The 20422-nt window shown below is 58.4% G+C and carries 18 protein-coding genes; 11 read left to right on the top strand and 7 right to left on the bottom strand.

Going from position 1 to position 20422, the window contains the following annotated elements; all coding sequences use genetic code 11:
- Window positions 1-205 precede the first annotated feature (205 nt).
- From DK391_RS10020 to DK391_RS10035, 4 genes are all read left to right on the top strand, one after another.
- The gene (locus DK391_RS10020; protein WP_162600772.1) at window positions 206-1900 is read left to right on the top strand and encodes a winged helix-turn-helix domain-containing protein; all 1695 of its coding nucleotides are present in this window, start codon (window positions 206-208) and stop codon (window positions 1898-1900) included.
- Window positions 1901-2039: 139 nt separating this feature from the next.
- Window positions 2040-2861 (top strand): alpha/beta hydrolase, encoded by an 822-nt coding sequence (locus DK391_RS10025; protein WP_109477856.1) that lies wholly within the window; start codon window positions 2040-2042, stop codon window positions 2859-2861.
- 112 nt (window positions 2862-2973) lie between these two features.
- Window positions 2974-3369, top strand: coding sequence for a DUF3331 domain-containing protein (locus DK391_RS10030; RefSeq protein ID WP_109477857.1), 396 nt, complete (start codon window positions 2974-2976; stop codon window positions 3367-3369).
- Between the two features lie 282 nt (window positions 3370-3651).
- On the top strand, window positions 3652-6243 hold the full coding sequence (locus DK391_RS10035; protein ID WP_109477858.1) for a winged helix-turn-helix domain-containing protein: 2592 nt from the start codon (window positions 3652-3654) through the stop codon (window positions 6241-6243).
- A gap of 44 nt (window positions 6244-6287) precedes the next feature.
- On the opposite strand, the gene DK391_RS10040 is transcribed toward DK391_RS10035, so the two are convergent.
- Together DK391_RS10040 and DK391_RS10045 are read right to left on the bottom strand one after the other, a co-directional pair.
- Window positions 6288-7766, bottom strand: coding sequence for a YncE family protein (locus tag DK391_RS10040; protein WP_109477859.1), 1479 nt, complete (start codon window positions 7764-7766; stop codon window positions 6288-6290).
- A complete protein-coding gene (locus DK391_RS10045; RefSeq protein ID WP_239482785.1) occupies window positions 7766-8197 on the bottom strand; it encodes a DUF305 domain-containing protein in 432 nt (143 codons plus the stop codon). Before DK391_RS10045 ends, DK391_RS10040 begins: the two co-directional genes overlap by 1 nt.
- Window positions 8198-8557: 360 nt before the next feature.
- Between DK391_RS10045 and DK391_RS10050 the strand changes: the two genes are divergently transcribed.
- Entirely contained in the window at window positions 8558-9157 is a 600-nt protein-coding gene (locus DK391_RS10050) for an NAD(P)-binding domain-containing protein (RefSeq protein WP_109477904.1), read from the top strand.
- A gap of 561 nt (window positions 9158-9718) precedes the next feature.
- Here DK391_RS10050 and DK391_RS10060 read toward each other — a convergent pair.
- Window positions 9719-11050, bottom strand: a complete 1332-nt coding sequence (locus DK391_RS10060) for a leucine-rich repeat-containing protein kinase family protein (RefSeq protein ID WP_275426815.1) — start codon at window positions 11048-11050, stop codon at window positions 9719-9721.
- 336 nt (window positions 11051-11386) lie between these two features.
- Here DK391_RS10060 and DK391_RS10065 point away from each other — a divergent pair, with 336 nt between their 5' ends.
- On the top strand, window positions 11387-12331 hold the full coding sequence (locus DK391_RS10065; protein ID WP_109477862.1) for a GlxA family transcriptional regulator: 945 nt from the start codon (window positions 11387-11389) through the stop codon (window positions 12329-12331).
- 442 nt (window positions 12332-12773) lie between these two features.
- A complete protein-coding gene (locus tag DK391_RS10070) occupies window positions 12774-13577 on the top strand; it encodes an SDR family oxidoreductase (RefSeq protein ID WP_204117331.1) in 804 nt (267 codons plus the stop codon).
- A gap of 187 nt (window positions 13578-13764) precedes the next feature.
- Here DK391_RS10070 and DK391_RS10075 read toward each other — a convergent pair whose 3' ends face one another.
- Window positions 13765-14703, bottom strand: a complete 939-nt coding sequence (locus DK391_RS10075; RefSeq protein WP_109477863.1) for a LysR family transcriptional regulator — start codon at window positions 14701-14703, stop codon at window positions 13765-13767.
- A gap of 278 nt (window positions 14704-14981) precedes the next feature.
- Window positions 14982-15911, bottom strand: coding sequence for a GlxA family transcriptional regulator (locus DK391_RS10080; RefSeq protein WP_109477907.1), 930 nt, complete (start codon window positions 15909-15911; stop codon window positions 14982-14984).
- Window positions 15912-15923: 12 nt separating this feature from the next.
- On the opposite strand from DK391_RS10080, the gene DK391_RS10085 reads away from it, so the two are divergent.
- The 3 genes from DK391_RS10085 to DK391_RS10095 all read left to right on the top strand — a co-directional run bounded on the left by DK391_RS10085 (window position 15924) and on the right by DK391_RS10095 (window position 18184).
- Complete coding sequence (locus DK391_RS10085) at window positions 15924-16838, top strand: SDR family oxidoreductase (RefSeq protein WP_343225415.1); 915 nt, start codon at window positions 15924-15926, stop codon at window positions 16836-16838.
- Window positions 16825-17379: a nuclear transport factor 2 family protein gene (locus DK391_RS10090; protein ID WP_162600773.1), complete on the top strand. Its 555-nt coding sequence runs from the start codon at window positions 16825-16827 to the stop codon at window positions 17377-17379. Before DK391_RS10085 ends, DK391_RS10090 begins: the two co-directional genes overlap by 14 nt.
- A gap of 358 nt (window positions 17380-17737) precedes the next feature.
- Complete coding sequence (locus DK391_RS10095; RefSeq protein ID WP_239482782.1) at window positions 17738-18184, top strand: DUF3455 domain-containing protein; 447 nt, start codon at window positions 17738-17740, stop codon at window positions 18182-18184.
- A 203-nt stretch (window positions 18185-18387) separates the two neighbouring features.
- Here the strand turns inward: DK391_RS10095 and DK391_RS10100 are convergent, their stop codons facing one another.
- Both DK391_RS10100 and DK391_RS10105 read right to left on the bottom strand, forming a co-directional pair.
- On the bottom strand, window positions 18388-18708 hold the full coding sequence (locus DK391_RS10100) for a cupin domain-containing protein (RefSeq protein WP_109477867.1): 321 nt from the start codon (window positions 18706-18708) through the stop codon (window positions 18388-18390).
- Between the two features lie 30 nt (window positions 18709-18738).
- Complete coding sequence (locus DK391_RS10105; RefSeq protein ID WP_109477868.1) at window positions 18739-19377, bottom strand: NAD(P)H-dependent oxidoreductase; 639 nt, start codon at window positions 19375-19377, stop codon at window positions 18739-18741.
- A gap of 118 nt (window positions 19378-19495) precedes the next feature.
- Here DK391_RS10105 and DK391_RS10110 point away from each other — a divergent pair, with 118 nt between their 5' ends.
- Window positions 19496-20347 (top strand): LysR substrate-binding domain-containing protein, encoded by an 852-nt coding sequence (locus DK391_RS10110; RefSeq protein ID WP_109477869.1) that lies wholly within the window; start codon window positions 19496-19498, stop codon window positions 20345-20347.
- Window positions 20348-20422 lie beyond the last annotated feature (75 nt).

The raw sequence follows: 20422 nt of genomic DNA on the forward strand, positions 1-20422 counted from the left end.
TTTCCACACAGATGGATAATCGATGAGTTACCGGCGTATGACTGACCTTCGCTTAAGCGCGCAGGTATTCAGTCAATGCCCTAAAGCGTGGCATTGGATGCACGCGTAAAGCGCCTGCATCGCTGCTATAAGTATTCCGGAAGAGCGAGCTGAATTTCCTTGACGGAACATTAATGATTATGAAAATGCGTCAATGGCGGGTAATATGTCCCCGCCATTCGTTTTGTCATCGTTCCAATACGGTCTTTCGAATGGCGCGACGGATTGTGCCTTTCGTCCTTGTTTACAGGCGATATGCGGCTCACCAAGCCTCACGCAACGATTCGCTCTACGGTCTGATCCCTTAGCGTTTGCAAATGCGGGAAGCTGTCGGCTTGCTTGTTCTCCGTCGACGTGTAGCCAGATCGTTTCAATACGCCCGAAGGCGAAGCTTCAAACATTCGTTCGCCCCGTGCTGCCGTCAATGAAGCTGCGAAAGCGCCCGCTTTGCGCAACGACTATTTCCACCACGACTTCGACTCCCATGAAAATCGGCGATCTGGAGGTAAGGCTCGAATCAAGGCAAGTCTTGCGCAATGGTGTCGCGGTGCGTGTGAGCGGTCGCGCATTTGATCTGCTGAAACTGCTGCTGGAAGCGGACGGTGCACTCGTTACGACGGGTGAAATCCTCAGCAGGATCTGGCCTTCGATCGTGGTCGAAGAGAACAACATTCAGGTGCACATCAGCGCGCTGCGGCGCCTGCTAGGCGAACACCGTCATCTGATCCAGACCGTGTCGGGCCGGGGTTACAGGATGAGCCGACCACAGACAGCGCCCACTGCGCATGCACCCACATCGAATGTTCCGCCTGAAGCTCCGCAAAGCCGGATCGACTACGCACTACCGCACGTTCAGGGCTATTTCTTCGGACGGGAGACGTGTGTCGCGCATGTGCGGGCGGGAATAGACATGGGAGAGCCTGTCATAACGCTGACGGGCCCCGCTGGGGTCGGCAAGTCGCGTCTGGCAATTGAAGTGGCCCGCATGCTCACTGCGGAAAGAAGCATTTGCGCTGCCTATATGTCGCTTGCAACGCAAACAGACGAACAGCAGGCATATCGTTCCATCGGCACTGCACTCGAAGCGCTAGGTGCCGCACTGGCACAAGGCAGTTCCGCTCAAGCGCCCGGCCCGCGGGGTTTGTTGTTGCTGGATAACTGCGACAGGCTCGCAGAAGCAGTCATCGCGTCGTTGCGCGATAGCGCTGCCTTCAGGAAACAGTTGGGCATTGTGGTACTGCTGACAACGCGTATGCCGCTCAGGGTGTCGATGGAAAGAGTGATGCAGGTTCCGTGTCTGCTGACGGTTCCTGCCGTCGAAGGGACCAACGCTGCGCTGGAGATGTTCATCTCCCGGATTCAGATGCTGAGTCCCGGTATCGATGTCTCGGCAACGTTCATCGAAAACGCGCTGGCTCTCGTGCAGGAGATGGATGGACTGCCGCTCGCCATTGAACTCGCGGCCCACCACACATCGCTGCTCGGTATTGAAACGGTGCGTGATCTGTTGGCCCGGGATATCGACCTGCCATCCCAGCACATGCGGCGCATGATGGAGAGCCGGCACGCGTCCCTTAACGCGGCATTGAAGTGGACATGGGCCGATCTCGGCTCGACGCGCCACGCCGTTCTGGCTGGGCTAATGGACGCAGGATCGGAAGCGGACCTTGCCGGATTGCGCGACATCGCCGAAGGCGTGGGCCTTTCTTCGCAAGAGGCACTGGATGCCGTCACCGAACTTGTCGAGCGTTGCGCCGTTCTCCGTGCAACCGACGGGGCGACCATCACGTATCGGATACCCAACACGATCCGCCGGTTCCTTCGTCAGGAACGAGCGAGCACGGTTACGCAGCTCGAATGATCCAGTTCAGGTCGGTATTCATAAAACTTAATTTATATAAAAGGCTTTTTGTAACGGTCTCCCATATCGTGCCCTGCGTATGACCAAGCGTGCGTCGCCGACGCAGTTTCAGGTTGCAGAGCCCTTTCAGGAGGCTGTTATGAGTTACTTCAAATCCAGCGACGGTACCGATATCTATTACAAGGACTGGGGCAGCGGCGACCCTGTCGTCTTCTCACACGGCTGGCCGCTTAGCGCCGATGCGTGGGATGCCCAGATGCTCTTCCTTGGCCAGCAGGGCTATCGCGTCATTGCGCACGACCGGCGCGGTCACGGCCGTTCCGCCCAGCCCTGGGACGGCAATGACATGGACACCTATGCCGACGATCTCGCCGCATTGCTCGAACACCTCGACCTGAAAGATGCCACGCTGGTCGGCCATTCCACGGGTGGCGGCGAAGTCGCGCACTATATCGGCCGCCATGGCACGGCACGCGTCAGGAAGGCAGTGCTGATCGGCGCGGTGCCGCCCATCATGCTAAAGACAGATTCGAATCCGGGCGGCCTTCCCATGGACGTCTTTGACGGGATTCGCGCAGGTGTCGTCAAGAACCGGTCGCAGTTCTACAAGGACCTGGCCGTCCCCTTCTATAACTTCAACCGTCCGAATGCCGACGTGTCGCAAGGCACGATCGATTCGTTCCAGGCTCAAGGCATGCTGGGATCGATCAAGGGACAGTTTGACTGTATTCGCGAGTTCTCCGAGGTCGACTACACGGAAGATCTGAAAAAGATCACGGTACCCTTGCTGATCCTGCATGGCGATGACGATCAGATCGTTCCAATCGATGCGTCGGCCCGCCGCTCGGTCGAAATCGCGCCGAATGCGAAGCTGAAGATCTATCCGGGTGGATCGCACGGCATGGCCGTCATCAACGCAGATGAAGTCAATCGCGACCTGCTTGATTTTCTGAAAAACTGATAGCGGCAGCGTGGACGGCACGGCATGAACTGTCGGGTCGAGCCGTCTACACCACACGCCGCAGAACTTACCAGTTATTACACGGGCATGCCCGCCTGCATGCTATCGACTGATGAAATCCTCCCGCAAATCGTACGATGCCACCGATACACAGCGCTGGCGAAAGATACTGGCTGGCCTCCAGGGTCCCGTCTTTGTCGACACGGGTATAGAAGCGATTGCGCTCGCGCCCCGCGCGCTGCACGGATACGCGCAAGTCACGATCCTCGAGCGACCCACCAGGGAAACCGCACTCGTGCGATGGAGCAGTTCAGTGGGCTGTCACTATAGCGAGCAGGTCTGGCGAAAGGGCTTCGCGCGCAGAGCGGGCGTGTGCGCATTGACGGGCATGCTCATCGCGACAGGCGATCCGGTCTTCCGCCCGTTGCGCGCCAGCCAGTTGTGCTCGAATGCTGGCGCGATGATCGAAGCATCCTCTGTTGAGCAAGGCACCAACGTCGCTGCGTAGCAACCCTGACCACGCACAGGTCATATCAACCGATCGGACCAATGGCAGCAGGTTCTGATCCAGCGACGTAATTCACGCTGCTCGTCAACCGCAGTTGCGGCACATCGCGATTGCCGGCCTGCAACAACCTCACAATATTGACCTGCTACGATAGACCGCATCGATAGCTGCGTCGTCAATTCTCCGCGGACTCATGTCTGAATTCCACTCTGACCAGAATGCCGGCCTGTTCCCACTGGCCGGGCTCTTGACACCTTTGCTTTCGTTGATGGGAGCCGTTGCGTGATACGCGTTGGGCGCCTGCGCGTATCGCTCGAGGACCGAACCGTTAGCCGGGCGGGCTCACGCTATCCCCTTAGCAGCCGCGCTTTCTCCATCCTCGAGGCGCTGATTGCCGAACGTGGCTCCATCGTAACGAAGGAGGCACTGCTCGCGCACGCATGGCCAGATACGATTGTCGAAGAGAACAATCTACACGTCCACATAGTGGCATTGCGGCGGGCGCTCGGCGCATCGCGCGATCTTTTGCGAACCGTGTCTGGCCGCGGCTATGTGCTGCTGCCGCAGCCTGACGAAGCGCCGCGCCAAAGCGCTGCGTATTCGCTTGGCTTGCCGTTCTTCGATACGCTCTTCGGACGGCGCAACGCCGTGGACAGCCTATTGCGCTCGTTCCAGTCGGGTCAGGTGGTCACCTTGACGGGCGCAGGCGGTATCGGCAAGACGAGTCTCGCAATCGAACTCTGTCGCCACACTGGCGATCGGTTCTTTTGTATTCGCTATGTTTCGTTCGCGCCGATCCAGAATGACCGGCAGGCGCGCGAGGCCGTGCTGTCTATCTTCGCCGACGTGGTCAAGGGCAGTGCGATGACCATCGAAGAGTTGGCCAGCAATCTGCGCAGCTCGCAATGCCTGGTGATTCTCGACAATTGCGAGCATCTGATCGACACGGCTGCCTGTATTGCACAAACGATCACAGCCGGAAACGACGGCGTACGCGTACTGGCAACCAGCCGCGAAGCGTTGCGCATCCCGGCCGAGACGGTACATCCTGTGTCGACCCTCGCTTGCCCCGCGCCGTCGGTGAATGAAGAAGAAGCGCTTCGAAGCGACGCCGTACAACTGTTCCTGCACAGATTGCGACGCCTGTCGGCAGGTTTCGCGTTGAATGCACAGAGTCTCGCGGTCATTGGAGAAATCTGTCGCCGACTCGACGGTATTCCGCTCGCTATCGAACTTGCAGCAGCGCGTGCTGCGACGCTCGGTCTCGATACGGTTCGCGCCCATCTGGACGATCGCTTTGCCATCTTGACGGGTGGTTCACGCGATGTCCTTCCGCGTCACCAGACCTTGCGGGCAGTATTCGAATGGAGCTACCGTCTGCTTTCGGAAGCAGAGCAGATTCTTTTCCGGCAGGCTGGCGTGTTTGTCGACGGTTTTTCCCTCGAGGCGATCTCTGCCGTCATGGCGCGTCATCGGCTATCGATAGCCGAGACGGCGCAGGCACTTGCAGGGCTGGTGGCAAAATCGTTGCTCTATGTCGATCTTCAGAACTCACGGCGTTTTCGTCAGCTGGAAAGTTCGCGAGCCTACGCACGCGCGCTGCTCGATCAACATGGTGAAACGGCGTCCGCATCTCACACGCATGCCGTTTATTTCCGCGACTTCTTCGACAAAGGGCCTTACAAATCCGAGTACATCAAGATCGAGGACGCGCACGATGTGATCAGCGCGGAGATCGGCAACATGCGGGCGGCCATGAGCTGGGCGTTCAGCAGCGCTGCCAACACTGAACTGGGTGTCGATCTCGCCACGACCGCCGTGCCGATCCTCTACGAGCTCCCGCTGTATGAGGAATGTGCGCACTGGGCGGATCTCGCGCTGAACGCGCTCGCTCGTACCGGACATGAAGGCAGGCTTGTGCAAACGCGGTTGCGCCTTCTATCGGCGTACGCGTCTGCGCTGGTCTATACGGAAGGCCCAAAACCATCGGTCGAGATCGCATGGCGCGAAGCTCTCCGACTCGCCGATCTGGTGGAGGACCGTGGACATCAGTTACGTGCAATCTGGGGCCTTTGGAATCTGAAGCAATACGCAGGTGAACCCGCTGAGGCACTTGCTCACGCGCAATGGTTTCAGACGGCCGCGAAGCAGTTCGGCTCGCTGCTGCAGGTAGCCCTTAGCCGAAGAATCATCGGCATTACGCTGCACTATGCGGGTCGGCACGCCGAGGCGCGCGATGAACTTCGTGCGGCATTGGCATCGCCCGATATGCAGGTTGTCCGTTGGTCCACGACGGGCGTGCGGACCGATATGATTGCTGCTACCCACGCAACGCTCGCGCGCATCCAGTGGTTTCTCGGCGATGCCGAAGGCAGTCTGCGTCAGATCGAAGCGGCCGAAGACGCCGCGCGAATGGCGGGCCATGAACTCACGCTGGCTTACGTTCTCATTGAGGCCAGCATTCCGCTCGCGATACTTCAACGCATGCCGGACGCGCTGATGCTTGCCGTCGAAGACTTGCAACGGCAATGCCGCACCGCAGGCCTGCGCGCGTGGCTGGTCTGCTGTGATGCGCTGGAATGGATCGCGAAAGCGATGGAGTACACGTTGTCGTCTGCCGATTTGCAGGACATGGAAGCCGCGATCGGAAGACTTCGGGACACCGGATATCTCGCTCTATTGCCGATGGTGCTGGGTGAGTTTGCGAAAGCACTATCCGCAAACGGCCAACGCGACCGTGCGCTCGCGGTGATTGAAGGCGCGCTGAAGCATTGCGTGCAACACGAGAGCTGGTGGTATCACCCCATCCTGGAAGCGCTCCGGGATGGGATGGATACCGCACTGGAAGATGCACACGCCGAGGCTGAACGCTAAGCGGCACCGTCAGAACGGGCCGCTCACGAAATAGCCATCGGAACTCACAACCCTTGAACTTGCACGACCGGTCCCGGCTTTCCTTCAATCTGCGGTGCGATCACCAGATAACGTCGCATACCCGTTTGCTGCGGATCGTTGACGGACACCACCTGCCTGATCTGGCTAATCGCATTGACGATCGCCGACCCCGCCGGGTTGGTCATAAAGTTCGCCAGACCTTCAATTGGACTGCTGCCATCTGCTTTATCGGAAAGACCCAGTACGTATGGATGCTTCGGCGTGAGTCCTGTCACTGACGCCTGTAGCACCTGAAGCAGGCCCTGATCGAACAGTGCAACACTCGTCGGTGACTTGTCAGACGCGTTGGCACCGCCGCCCGCGGCTGTCAGCTGGATGTGGGACACGTTGCCGGCGACGCCCAACGCTTGCAGGTTCTGACGCCCTTCACCATCGGGTACCGCATCTGGAACATAGACGACAGCCTGCGGCGCCTGGCCGATCGGAATCTGGGCAATGACCTTGTTGGTCATCGTGTCGATAGCGGCGAGCGCGTCACCGTTCTCCAGCCCTACATAAACGCGCGAGCCGTCACCCGACGGCCAGATGCCATGCGGCAGACTACCGACGGGAATGGTAGCAACCTGTGCATAGTTATCGGTTCGGAAAACTTTCACCTCGTTGAGTCCACCCACCGTGACATAAGCGAACATGCCGTTAGAGTTCTTCACGATGTTCACGTGATTCGTGATCGGCCCCGTGTCGATTGTTTTGAGTAGTCGGAACGGAGGCGTTGCTTCGAACACCTGCGTCCTGCCCACGTCCTTGAGCGTGAACCAGACCTGTTTGCCGTCAGGCGTCGCAGCAATGTTCGGGCAGAACGGACTGTCCTGCTTCACTTTCCCGACAATCTCGTGACTGGCCACCGACACGACATCCGTTTCCGGATTGAACGATGAACAGATATAACCGTACTTTCCATCGGGAGAGAAGATCTGCATGCCCGGACCTGCTGGCGTCGTGATTCTGGTCTTCTCTTCGAAGGTGGTGCCGTCCAGAACCGACACATAGTTTTCGCCGCGTACGGTGACCCAGACCTCCTTTCCATCCGGTGTGAAAAAGGCTTCATGAGGCGAGCGACCCACATACGTCACATGCTTGACGGAGTTGGTCGCCGTATCGATGAACGATACCGAATTCGATCCAATCGACACCACTGCGAGGGTCTTATGATCCGGCGAAAAGCCCATGCCATGAACCAGTACCTGACCGCGATATAGCGGGCTGAAATTTCCCGGCGACGGATCACCCAGACGGATCACACCGAGCAGCTTGTTATCGACAGGGTCCGTTACCGATACGGTATTGGAGAACTGTTCGGCTGCATACACGCGGTCATGGTGAGTCACCGGGACATCCGGTGCCGTGTCGATGCCCGGCGCTTGCCCTGCAAAGGCGACAGCGGACAGCCCAAACCCGATCGCCCCGGCGATCACACCCAACTGGAAATGCCGACGTCTCATCATTTTTCCTCACTGGTAGACATCTGTTGAGAGCCATGCATATGCATGGCGTCATTGCCGACGACTGGCGCGTGTCCCATCGCGGCGTTTGATTCACCGCCCGTCGGCCCTCTGGATCCCGATGACGGCGGTTGTGACTGACCGAGCGCGACGTGCATCGCTACGATCTCCTGCTGCTGCTCGATCACAATTTCCTGTGCGATACGCCGCAGCTGCTCGTTCTTGCCGTAACGCAGTTCTGCCTCGGCCATGTCAATTGCTCCCTGATGGTGTGGGATCATCATGGCGACGAAATCGTGATCGACATCGCCAGTCGGATCGACGGACATCGCGTCCATCATCCGTGTCATGGCAACGTCGTTCTCTTTCAGATAGGCCGCCTCTGGTCCAGACGCAGTGCTGCCTGCGAACACCAGAGGCGAGGAAAACATGGACAGCATCAAGACAAGTACGCCCGATAACGTGTAGGGCCGCGACCAACGAATGCGCATCAGATATCTCCTCGAGAGCTTCTTCGGAATGGCAAACAACGGTCGATTGCGTTTATTCCAACCGTCTTTCAAATTTCATCTATTGGCCTTGCTTCACTGTTTCAAGGTATCTACGCGCAAATTGATCACCGCGCGAAAACACAGAATGCAGTTAGGCCGTTTCAGTCTCGCTCTCTTTTTTTGGAGCGATTATCTACAGGTGTGGAATATGAATTAGGAAGATCGGCATTTTTCCGCCATGTATTCGTCGCTAGAGTTACGCCATCGACATCTATGGCTTTTACTCAAGAAGAGGCTTCCATGAAGATCGGCTTCGTCGGCGCAGCCTATCTCGCCCAGGCATATTCGAAACACCTGCTGCGTAGCGGGCATTCGGTAGTTTTCAGCAATCGCCGCGGGCCTGAATCGCTCGCGAATCTGATGAGTGCATTCGGCACGCAGGCATCGGCCGCGTCAGTAGAAGCAGCGGCGGAAGCGGATGTAGTCGTGCTGGCATTGCCATGGACCCAGCTTCGATCTCTGCAGCAACGAAACATCGATTGGTCCGGTCGGATTGTTGTCGACGCCACGAACGCCTTGCTCAGCTATGCACCTGATTTTCGTAGAGCCGACCTTGGCGGCAGGACATCGAGTGAAATTGTGGCTGACATGCTGCCCGGTGCTCGAATCGTCAAGACGTTGAACACGCTGTATTACAAGGTGCTGGAGAGAGACCCTGCCGAAGCGGGTGGGCGCAGGGTGATGTTTCTAAGTGGCGACGACGAGAAGGCCAAGAAGGTCGTATCTGCGATTTTGTCGTCTACAGGATTCTGCCCTGTTGATCTCGGCGGTCTGGCTGAGGGTGGGCGTATTCAGCAATTTGGCGCGCCGCTGGCAGGGCCAAATCTGCTCGCGCTGTGACAGCGGCGGCAACCGCCCACAGTAGCCATCACAGCACCAGGAAAAGTTGCGCAAACGACGAAGAGCTATCGAGAGAATTTCGCTAACCCTCTGCTAACAAAACGCGTTCAAGCTGTGCCTTGAGTGAAACGCTTCGAGTGTCTTAAATGGGGCCGGTCATTCGCTTTGGTATCGTCAAACACGCATGAGGTCTATATGTATATTCATCTCACCAGCCTGCAAAGAACGCAGCTAGTGCTCGCCGCTAAACAGGATCTGGAATCTTTGGACAAGACCATATCCGATATACGGAGAGACAATCCAAAGGCATTTCAAACCAGACAGTCGCTCGCGGAGCGCGTCTTCTACATTAAACCCGCGCAGGCTATCCCATGCTCATCGTGGCATGCGGAACCTCAGGCAGCAGAGGAAACAGCACCGATGTAATCAGCGTTAAAAGCCGTCGTCGCGAGCGCCAGTGACCACATGACTGGATTCTGTGTCGATGCGGTCACCGGCGAACTATCGGATTCAAGTACTGCGCGCCGGATGAACGGCCGCGTCATGGCGACGTTGTTCGATTCAAATACTCAGTGCTGAGAGCCGCTCGATAATCTCATCGAACGAAGGGCGCATCTCGATGCGCTCGCCGAGACACGCTTCAACCAGCCCATCGAACCCGGCGGCAAGATCATCGACCTCTCCTGCCAAACGATGCGAAAGCTCTTCGAGCAGGCAGCCAAACGCACGCGCCTCGATCCGTTCAAGCGACTGGGCCAATGCGTGATCGTCGATATCATGAAGCGACGCCGCGCCGAAGTCGCCGAGCAATACATGCCCCGCACCGTCATGCAGGATGTTGTGTCCATAAAGGGCGCCGTGCATGATTCCGCGTCGATGCAGATGCTGCGCCGCCGATGCAATTCCACGCGCGATCTGCAACGCGACCGGCCTGTCGAAGCGTATCTCCGGCTCATAGACATCGCGTGTACAGGAATCGAGGCTAGGCGGCCCCGCGAGATTGCCGAACGACGGATGGATCAGCTTCATCACGAGACCATGCTCGTCGAGCGGATGCCCCTTGATCTTGCCAACCACCGGGATGAGATTCGGGTGCTCGCCGGCCCGTAGACACGCGGCCATTTCAAGCTCCGGCAAACCATCGCTCGTCACCGCGCCCTTATACAACTTGACGGCAACGGCCTCGGTCGGGTGCCCGTCGCTCAGCAGACGCGTCGCGCGATGCGTTACGCCGGATGCGCCCTCACCGAGCGTTTGTCCCAACGCGAGCGTGTGCCAGTCGATTTCCGGCGCAGTCGTATCGGCCAGCGCCACCTGTTCGCGCGCGGCGTTCAGCGGATTGCCGGCGTACGCAAGCCAGGTGAGCCGCGGCAAGCGTAGCAGCCAGTCGGGCAATGCCTCGAGCCGGTTCGCTGAAATGCGCAGCAGTTCGAGTCGGCTGCAAGCAGCCATCGTCGCGGGCAACGATCGCAGCCGATTACCGGCAAGCATCAGCTTCTGCAAATTCGGACGCTCGCCGATTTCGGCAGGCAGCGTTTCGATGTCGTTATCGGTCAGGATCAACCAGCGCAATTGCGGCGGCAGCGCGCGCCCCGGAACATGCCGGATGCGGTTCGCTTTAAAGCCGATCATGCTCAGCGATTCGCACTCGCCAAGCACAGCCGGCAACTCGGTAAACTGATTGTTCGACGCGAACAGGATGCGCAGGCGCCGCAGCTTCGGCAAGTCATCCGGCAGCGATGTGAGCGCATTGCCCGAGAGGTCGAGCACTTCGAGCGTGTCGGCAAGATCGAAGATCTCGCGTGGCATTTCGGTCAACCCGCACGCGAGCTTCAGCTGACGCGCACCGGCGAATTGGCCGTCACGCAGTTCTTCGAGGGTAGCAGTCTTCACACGTGGATTGAATCGCGCAGTAGCAAGGAGATCGGAAGCGCGCGGTGCGCCATGCAGTCAGGGCGGCATCGAGTGTTCATCGCGCCTCATCGGGTCTCCATTTTACCGGGCGAACTATGCGATCGTGCAAACGGACAGCGCTGCACGCACTGACACCACTTGACGTCGCCAGTCAGGACTGCAGCGCCCTTGCTGACGCCTTCGAGCAAGCCACTTCTCCGACAATATTTACTGATCGCTCAGCATGTACGAATTCTGGATCTATGCGATCATTGGCATCAATGACGTAGATGCAACGATTTCAGCCATCGACGTCTTCATCATTCGGAGGTTGCCATGCATAAGGTTGGACTCGTCGTCTATCCCAACTTTCAATCGCTCGGACTCGCTGTTGCGACCGTGTTCGAATACGCCAACATCATGAGCGGCGAACAGATCTACGATCTGTCGCTGGTTTCGGAACTCGGTGGACTGATCAAATCGTCTCAAGGCTTTTCGGTCGAAACCAGTACGTTCGTCCGACGTAAATTCGACACGTTGATCGTTACCGGCGACAACGAAACGGCGAAGCCGAGCGAAGGCCTCAAGGAATATCTGCGCGCTTCCAGCCGGCATTCGCGACGGATCTGCGCCATCTGTACCGGGGCATTTGTCCTCGCAGAGGCAGGCTTGCTGGACGGACGTCGGGTCACCACACACTGGCAGTTTGCGAGGGCGTTTCAACGTGCCTATCCGAATGTACAGATGGAAGAAGACCGCATCTTCATGATCGACGGACATATCTGGACTTCCGCAGGCATGAGTGCGGGTGTCGATCTTGCTCTTGCACTGGTTGAAAAGGATCTAGGGCAGAAGATTGCTCGCGACATTGCCCGGAAACTTGTCGTGACGCATCGGCGTGCAGGCGGCCAGTCGCAGTACTCTGCGTTGCTCGAACTCGACGCCAAGACAGATCGCGTGCAAGGCGCCTTGGCCTATGCAAAAGAGCACCTGACGTCGGAACTATCAGTCGAGGAACTTGCGGAAGCCGCTAACCTCAGCCCTCGCCAATTCAGCCGGATCTTCCGCGAGGAGACTGGTCAGTCGCCGGCCAAGGCTGTGGAACGCCTTCGCGTCGAAGCGGCGAGAACCATGATGGAAACGGGCCGTCATCCAATCGACAAGATTGCGCGGGAAACGGGCTTCGGTGATCGCGAGCGTATGCGCCGGGCGTTTCTGCGAGCGTTCGGCCAGCCGCCGCAGTCGATACAGCGCACCGCCGCTCCCTCCGTTCCGGCTTGATCCAATTCGTGCCGTGCGCAGCGCGCTTGACGTTAGCAAGCACGCTCATGCTCTGCAATCAGCATTCTGCCGCCTGATCTGAGCGGCGATAAAGACGGCAAGCTCTCTTCCGCATACGGACAGCTTGCCGCGCACCTTCAACGTGTGGCCAGCGGCATATGGCAGGCGTTTTCCGCATGCCCTGCGTCGCCTCGCCGCGTCTCATGTTCGCTTTGCCGCATCGCTACGCATCCTTCCGTCTGTTGATCCAGGGACTCTGTTGCCATCGCGGCTCCAGCAGCGCTGGCCTTCTGTCACGAAGCTCAGTTCTCAAGAATCGGACGCCATGACCGCGTTTTGCGTCATGGCCGGAATCGTTGCGTATCTGACATTTGCGACAACGCCGGGCGGGCGTATCTTTCGTCTCGAAGTCGAAATTTATCGGCCTAACCCATTGGAGCAAATCATGAGCAATTCGAAAGGTACTGCCCTCGTTACTGGCGCGTCGACCGGCATCGGCGCTATCTATGCCGACCGTCTCGCGAAGCGCGGCTACGACCTCATTCTGGTCGCCCGCAATGAAGAACGCCTGAAGGCATTGTCGGCCCGCCTGGCAGCCGAAACGGGCCGCTCGGTGAAGTACCTGGCCGAAGACCTCAACGATAAGGCTGGCGTTCGCCGCGTCGAAGCTGTACTGCGCGATGACGCAAGCATCACCATGCTCGTCAACAACGCCGGCATCGGTTCGGTCAACTCGATCCTGAAAGGTGACGTCGACACGATGGAAGACATGATCGCCCTCAACATCACCGCGCTGACGCGTCTCACTTATGCTGCCGCTCCCGCTTTCGTGGCGCGCGGCACGGGCACGATCGTCAATATCGCGTCGGTGGTCGGCATCGCGGTCGAAATGCTGAACGGCGTGTACAGCGCATCGAAGTCGTATGTCATCAGCTTTGGCCACGCGCTGCAACGCGATCTGGCCGGTAAGGGCGTTCGCGTGCAATCGGTGCTGCCGGGCGCAACGGCTACCGAGTTCTGGGACGTCGCAGGCTATTCGGATCAGAAGACCTCGCCGATCACGATGTCGGCGGCAAACCTGGTCGACGCTGCGCTGGCAGGCCTCGACGCTGGCGAAATCGTGACGATTCCGGGTCTGCATGACGCAGAAGACTGGAACCAGTGGGAAGCGGGTCGCCGTGCGATCTCGCAGAAGTTCGGCAACGCGGCGCCTGCGGCGCGTTATGGTCTGGCTGCGAGCAAGTAAGTAGTTGGGTTATCGGGCTTGAGTGCGCCGCCGTCCTTGTGAATATGTGGACGGCGGCGCTACATCGCGTAAACCGCGTGACCAGTTCGATTCAGTTTCGGGTTCTTCTTCGCGTGCGCCGAGCGACAAGTCGCGTACCTTCCAGCGCACGGATGTTCTGTCCATTTATACCGCGCCTCGCGACGAATCAGACAGAGGCGGACGGAGCCGTTAATTCCTGATGCGCATCTAGCGAGCGGAAATATCCCAGGCAGGCATCGATGAACGTCCTTGTCCTTCGTGGAATAGAACTGGCCTGTTGATACTGAACGCCGAGATCGATCCCGCCGAGGGACATGTCCTCATCTAAAGCAACCTTCCTGAGGTCGCCTCGCGCCAGCTCACGGCGAACAATCACTTCAGGCAGCAAAGCGATACCCGCGCCAGCGAGGGCGAGCTCTCTCGCAATCGCGCCAGGTACATTCAGATCGGCACTCTGCAACGGCGCCGCAGAACACGCACTGGTATCCAATGAGATTTCCAGTCCTTTTCTTGCAGCCTCTTCACGCCCGTCGATTATCCGATGCTGCGGCAAATCACAGATCGTTTTCAACGGTGCACTTCTTTGCTGGTATTGCGGACTGGCCACGAATACGAAACCGGATCGAAAAAGCGGACGGTTCACAACCGTCGCGTTCGCTATGCGATCGGGAGGATAAATCGACAGATCATAGCCAGACTCGATGAGATTGAGCGGGCCATCCTGCACCGTCAGATGGATCTTTATGCACGGGGCCGTTGCGCCGAACGCATCGAGCATGGTCGAGATACCTGCGGCCACGGCAAGTGGATGCGCGACTACCCGCACGTATCCACATTCCGATGTCTTGTCATCGATAAGACGTCGCTCAGCCTGCTCCAACTCGTCGATTATTCTCGCGCACGACTCGAAATAGTCTCTCGCGGTTTCGGCCAGCGCAACACGGCGTGTCGTCCGGTTCAAAAGCCGCGAACTCGTGTGCGTTTCCAGATCGGATATCGCGCGAGACAGCGCGGCTCTCGACACGTTGAGAATGTCCGCAGCCTTCGTATAACTTTGCGTTCTTGCGACCGTGACGAATGCACGCATCGATGCAAGTTGATCCATAACAGCCTCAGCTTCAGAAATGCGTCAAGACGGCGATGCCACGTTGACCATTTTGTTGACTACGACCCGACTCGAGTCGGATAGGGACTCAGACCTCATTTGACGCAAGCCTTTTCGAATACACGGCAATACGCCATCAGATAAAGGGAATGGTATGGAAGCGCATGCATATCCTCAATGACGTAGACGCAACGAATTCGGCCACGCCGCTTTTGCGTGGTCATTCGCAGATGCATTGGAGAACAATGCTCTCACTCGCTCGCAGCAATGGCGCAACGTCAGGTGGCATTGCGACGCACGGTCTGAGGCGGCTGCCCCAGCGTGCGCAAGAAAGCGCGTCGCATACGCTCACGGTCAGCAAAACCGGTCTCGTACGCAATCGTTTCGATCGTATGACGTCCCTGCTCCAGCATCTGGCGCGCGGCCTCGACACGCAGCCGCTCCACGGCCTTCGCGGGCGTCTGACCGGTCTCATCACGAAACGCGCGGCTAAATTGCCGCGAGCTCAATCGAGCCGCTTCGGCGAGTTCATCCAATGACAGCGCGTTCTTCAGATTGGCTCGCGCATAGCTGAGCGCGTTTTGAATCCGATCCGATTTGGGCGACAACTCAAGCAGCGTCGAGTACTGAGACTGTCCACCAGCGCGGCGATGATAGAGAACAAGCTGGCGCGCAACCGAGCGGGCAACCTCGATGCCGTGGTCATATTCCACCATTGCCAACGCCATATCGATTCCGGCACTCATACCGGCAGATGTCCAGATCTGACCGTCCTGCACGAAGATCCGGTCGGCTTCGACGTGAACGTCCGGGTAGCGTCGCTCCAGTTCGGCAGCCATCATCCAATGCGTTGTCGCGCGACGATTCGCCAGAAGACCCGCCTGGGCCAGAATGAATGCGCCCGTACAGATGGCTGCGATCCTTGATGTACTCGCCACCGCGCCGCGCAAATACGCCGCCAGCCCAGCCGATGCTTCCGGCAGCGCCTCGCCGCCGCAAACAATGATGCTGTCGAAATACTCGTTTCCGAGCGGCTCGCTCTGCACCGAGACGGCCGCACTTCCCCTGATCGTGCCACCCGCTTCCGAGCGGATCGAAACCTCGTAATGCGGCGTTTCGAGGACACGATCGGCGACCTCGAACACCGAACTGGCCGCGAGACAGACCAGCTGGAAGGTGGGATAGACGATAAAACCGACCTTGTGCATGGCTGACATCCGATGGCGAGAATGGTGGCAATTATGACATTGTCGCCATGGCGTGCAACCCCCAGACTGTCGAAATCGGGCATCACCCGTTTCAGGGGCGCGACCGACGGACTACAGCAAAGTGCTCGTCGACCGTTACCGCGCGCCCACGTTTCTACAGAATGGAGAACCTCAATGTCTCGGCTCAAAGATAAAACCGCCATCATTACCGGCGCCAATTCGGGTATTGGTCTTGCAACGGCCAAAGCCTTCCTCGACGACGGCGCAGCCCGTGTCTACCTCACCGGCCGACGACAGGCCGAACTGGAAGAAGCCGTGCGTGGCCTCGGCGCACGTGCTGTCGCGGTTCCCGGCGACGTCACCAACCCTGCCGACGTGGATCGCCTTCACGACCTCGTGAAAGCAGAAGTCGGGCACGTCGACATCGTGTTCGCAAACGCGGGGTTTGCGAAGCCTGCACCGCTTGGCAATCTGACGGAAGAACATATCGACGGTCTTCTGAATACGAATGTCAAAGGCGTCATCTGGACCGTTCAGAAGACGCTGCCCTTGATTCGTGCAGGCGGCTCGATCATTCTCACTGGCTCGATCGTCGGCAGTAAGGGGTTTGGCGGCTGGAGCATCTATAGCGCAACCAAGGCGGCCGTCCGCTCTTTCGCTCGTACGTGGGCGTCGGACCTCAAGGGCAGGAATATCCGTGTGAATGTCGTGAGTCCCGGCGTCATTGAAACCCCCGGCCACGACAAAATGGGCATCACAAAAGATGAAGTGAGTGGCTTTTTCGATTTCGCCGCCAGCGTCACGCCGCTTGCACGAATCGGCCGCGACGATGAAGTCGCGAAAGTCGCTGCGTTTCTCGCATCCGATGAAAGCAGCTTCGTAACCGGAAGCGAGTTCTTCGTCGACGGCGGGATTGCTCAAATCTGACGACGAAGCCGACCTCTCACGCGAATTGCCACGCGCTGACTCGCTGAAACATGCGCTGCGCGTGGCTTCGTCTCGCAACAGGAATGCCCATATGTCATCCCCTAACGAACTGATCAACGAATTCTTCGATTGCCTGAGAAACCTTGATACCTCGGTCGATCGATGCGTCGAACTCTTTGCCGATGATGGCGTGTTCGAATTCCCCTATTTTTCGACTCTCGGCATGAACACCCGATTCGAAGGCAAAGCGGCCATTCGGGAAGTGCTTAATCTCATTCGATCGCGCTTCTCTTCGCTCACTGTGTCGAACGTCAGCATCCACGAATTGAAGGGTGGAAACGGTCTTTTCGCTGAGTACCATACGGATGGACTCATCAACGATACGGACCGGGTGTACGCGCAGGATTATGTAACTCATCTTCTCGCAGAAGGCGGAAAAATCAAGCTGCTGCGCGAGTATCTGAACATCATATCTACTGCGCGAATGCTGTTCCCGAATGGGCTTTCGGACGTACCAGAGCCCGAACCTCGCAGCCATTAACCCGCTTTTTTCTCTCGCGCCTGATCAAGTGCCAGCTTGACCGGGGAATTTGATAGTGTTTGCGAGGCGAATACCGGCGGCAACTTGACTGGAGCACACGCGACCGTGTCATCGCGTGCCCATGAGCAGTCGCCACCGAGGTGTGCATCTTCGCCATGTTAGCCCGTCTTTACGGCTATGGAATAAGTCGGTCCGCTCAAATGTTCTGATAGAGCAACCGGTAGTTCCGACAATCCCAAACTCGGTCGTCAAGATGCTTCCATTTCGCCTTCGCTCCTTCCATGGCCTGCTTCGTCCGAGTCGCACCTCGTTGCGACAGCTTGCGTTTGCAGTCGTATTCGCTTTCACATCGCCACTGATGGCGCGAGCCGCGGGTGTCACGCCGGCTTCGCTCGTGCCGCCCGGTGCCCAGCCGCTTATCGCTACCACGGCGACGGGCGTACAGATCTACTCGTGCGAGCTCGACAAGACTGGCCATCTCGGGTGGGTTTTTCAACATCCAAGGGCCACGCTCTACGACAGCGCCGGCCGTGCGGTGATCGAGCATGACGTTGGGCCGTCCTGGCAGGCCACTGATGGCAGCAGAATAGTCGGGCATGTGATTTCACAGGTACCGAGTGCAAGCCCAAACAGCATCGCGCAACTCCTGCTCGAAACGAAGAGTACCGCCGACGGCATTCTGGCTGGTGTGCGATACGTGCAACGGATCGATACCGTGGGTGGTATTCCGCCTTCCGAGCCGTGTGCTCAGGAACATCAGGTCGGCAGTTCTCCCTATCTTGCTCGCTACATCTTTCTGCAATAACACCCATCGACGGCCACGCGCCACGCCAATGCAGAATTCCGGGGAAGCGTTACGCCCCTTCGCGCAGGACCGCTTTCATGGCCCGCATGCTCCATCGTTTGTGGCTAAAGCGCGAAAGGAAGGCTCGCTTCTGAAGGCACTAATTGCACTCAGAAGCGGTTCTCGCATGTCTAAAGGTTGCCATCGCAACGGACGTCACGCTCTTACTCCAGAGGTTGAGTGCCGCCGTGATGCGTAACGAGCACGACGGTGTCCTCCAGCGCTACGGCGTCATGCTCATCATCGCCCTGCGAATACACGGTGTCCCCTGTCCGTATGTCGATGCCGCCAAGGTTCAACCGCCCCTGGACGACATAGATTTGCTCCCAGGCGCCGACATGCGAATGCCTCGGCGCACGGGCATTCGCCGCGAAGCGGGTCAGATGCGCGCCATCGCCCTGTTTGGTGCCCCAGAGGATCGCGGTCTGCACGCCAGGCACGCCGGCCTCGATCCACTCTATTTCCATTTGCCGTTTAACGAGCATGGTTGTTCCTGTCGTGATTGTGTCTAACGATCAATTCGATGCTCGTCGGGCCAGTGCCACTGCCTGGGCGCGAGCCGCCTGTCGCGCCGTTTCATCGACTTCGGCACCATAGAGTGTCTTCTCGATGACGACAGGCTCGATATCGGTGACGCCGACAAAGCGCAGCCACGCCTCCATATAGGGCTGCTGAAAATCGAACCAGTGAGCCCGCGTGCCCGAGTCCATCGAATAGTCGAGGCCTCGCGCATACACGACCACCGCCTTCTTGTCTTTCAGTAATCCCGCGCTCCCTTTTTCGTCGAAGGAAAACAGGATGTTCCGCTGCGAGACGACGTCGATGAAATGCTTGAGCCGGTAGGGAATGGAGAAATTCCACAGTGGCACCGAAAACAGCAGCGTGTCCGCGTCATGCAAGCGCTGCGCGAGCTGTCGGATACTTGCCCAGGCTTGCTGCTGTCCTGCGCTGAGCGTGGCGCCGCTCAGGTCCGCGTATTTGGCATTGAGCGCGTCGCCGTCGAACTCGGGTAAGTCGACGCCCCAAAGGTCGAGGACATCGATCCGATGATCCGGGTGGGCCTCGCGATAAGCCTCCAGATACGCGCGCGCAACATCCAGCGACGCGGATCGTTGCTTGCGAGGAGAGGCTTCGATATGCAGCAGGGTGGACATGAGATGACTCCAATGCGTTAAAGGAGTGATCATTGCAACATATTTGAATTTGAAATATAAACAAAGTATTGTCGCCTTATTAAGTTTTGATCGCACTGAATCAAGCGAGGGATGTCTGATGTTCGATACGGTGTTGTTGCGCTCTTTCGTGGCAGTCGTTGCGGAGGGTGGATTCACGGCTGCCGCTACCCGCCTCAATCTGACTCAATCCGCGGTGAGCGCTCATGTGCGGCGGCTGGAAAGCCAGATCGGGCACGAACTGCTCGCGCGCACGACGCGCTCGGTGACGCTCACCGCGGACGGCGAGCTGCTGTTGGGATACGCGCGCGCCATTCTCAAACTCAATCACGATGCACGGGCGGTGCTTTCGCGTGTGCCGAGCGAGGGTGCGATCCGTATCGGGCTCTCACACGACCTCGCCGATACCCGACTGATGAACGTCGTGCAGAACTTCAGCGAGCGTTATCCGCGTATCGAGTTCAGTGCCCGGGTCGGCATCACGGCTGAGTTGCTGCACGCCCTGGATCAACGCGAACTCGACGTCGTAGTTTGCGGACGCTGCTACGACGCCAGCGACGGACGTGTGTTGTGGCGAGAACCGCTCGTTTGGGTCGGCTCGGAATGGGCATCGTTCGCGCCGGGTGTCCCGATTCCGCTGGCGGTATTGCCCGAACCTTGTCCATACCGCGAAGCCGCGCTGGCCGAACTCGCTCGAGCGGGCCGCGATTACCGTATCGTGCTGGTTGGTTCGAGTGCGACCAGCCTTTGCGCTGCCGCGCAGGCCGGCCTTGCCGTGACGCCGATCGCGCAATCGAGTCTCATGCAAGGCTTGCGTGTGGTCACGTCGGAGGCCGGCTTACCTGCACTGCCCGATGTTGAGTTCACGATATCTGCCTCAGCGGGTCCTTCGACGGAAGTTGTTGGCGAACTCGGCAATGCAATCGCGCGAACGTTTGGTCAGAAATCGTAGCGAGCGCAGCGTGCACCCCTTTGGAGCGGCGAACAGGCACGTCGTGGCCGAAATCATTGCATCTACGTCATTGGG

The organism is Paraburkholderia sp. C35, from assembly GCF_003121405.1.
Taxonomy (GTDB): domain Bacteria; phylum Pseudomonadota; class Gammaproteobacteria; order Burkholderiales; family Burkholderiaceae; genus Paraburkholderia.

Bases quoted from the DNA above. Each gene is read 5' to 3' on its own strand.
- DK391_RS10020 (WP_162600772.1), top strand. From the start codon at position 206: ATGTCCCCGCCATTCGTTTTGTCATCGTTCCAATACGGTCTTTCGAAT.
- DK391_RS10025 (WP_109477856.1), top strand. From the start codon at position 2,040: ATGAGTTACTTCAAATCCAGCGACGGTACCGATATCTATTACAAGGAC.
- DK391_RS10030 (WP_109477857.1), top strand. From the start codon at position 2,974: ATGAAATCCTCCCGCAAATCGTACGATGCCACCGATACACAGCGCTGG.
- DK391_RS10040 (WP_109477859.1), bottom strand. From the start codon at position 7,766: ATGAGACGTCGGCATTTCCAGTTGGGTGTGATCGCCGGGGCGATCGGG.
- DK391_RS10045 (WP_239482785.1), bottom strand. From the start codon at position 8,197: ATGTTTTCCTCGCCTCTGGTGTTCGCAGGCAGCACTGCGTCTGGACCA.
- DK391_RS10050 (WP_109477904.1), top strand. From the start codon at position 8,558: ATGAAGATCGGCTTCGTCGGCGCAGCCTATCTCGCCCAGGCATATTCG.
- DK391_RS10065 (WP_109477862.1), top strand. From the start codon at position 11,387: ATGCATAAGGTTGGACTCGTCGTCTATCCCAACTTTCAATCGCTCGGA.
- DK391_RS10075 (WP_109477863.1), bottom strand. From the start codon at position 14,703: ATGGATCAACTTGCATCGATGCGTGCATTCGTCACGGTCGCAAGAACG.
- DK391_RS10080 (WP_109477907.1), bottom strand. From the start codon at position 15,911: ATGCACAAGGTCGGTTTTATCGTCTATCCCACCTTCCAGCTGGTCTGT.
- DK391_RS10085 (WP_343225415.1), top strand. From the start codon at position 15,924: ATGGCGAGAATGGTGGCAATTATGACATTGTCGCCATGGCGTGCAACC.
- DK391_RS10095 (WP_239482782.1), top strand. From the start codon at position 17,738: ATGGCGCGAGCCGCGGGTGTCACGCCGGCTTCGCTCGTGCCGCCCGGT.
- DK391_RS10100 (WP_109477867.1), bottom strand. From the start codon at position 18,708: ATGCTCGTTAAACGGCAAATGGAAATAGAGTGGATCGAGGCCGGCGTG.
- DK391_RS10105 (WP_109477868.1), bottom strand. From the start codon at position 19,377: ATGTCCACCCTGCTGCATATCGAAGCCTCTCCTCGCAAGCAACGATCC.
- DK391_RS10110 (WP_109477869.1), top strand. From the start codon at position 19,496: ATGTTCGATACGGTGTTGTTGCGCTCTTTCGTGGCAGTCGTTGCGGAG.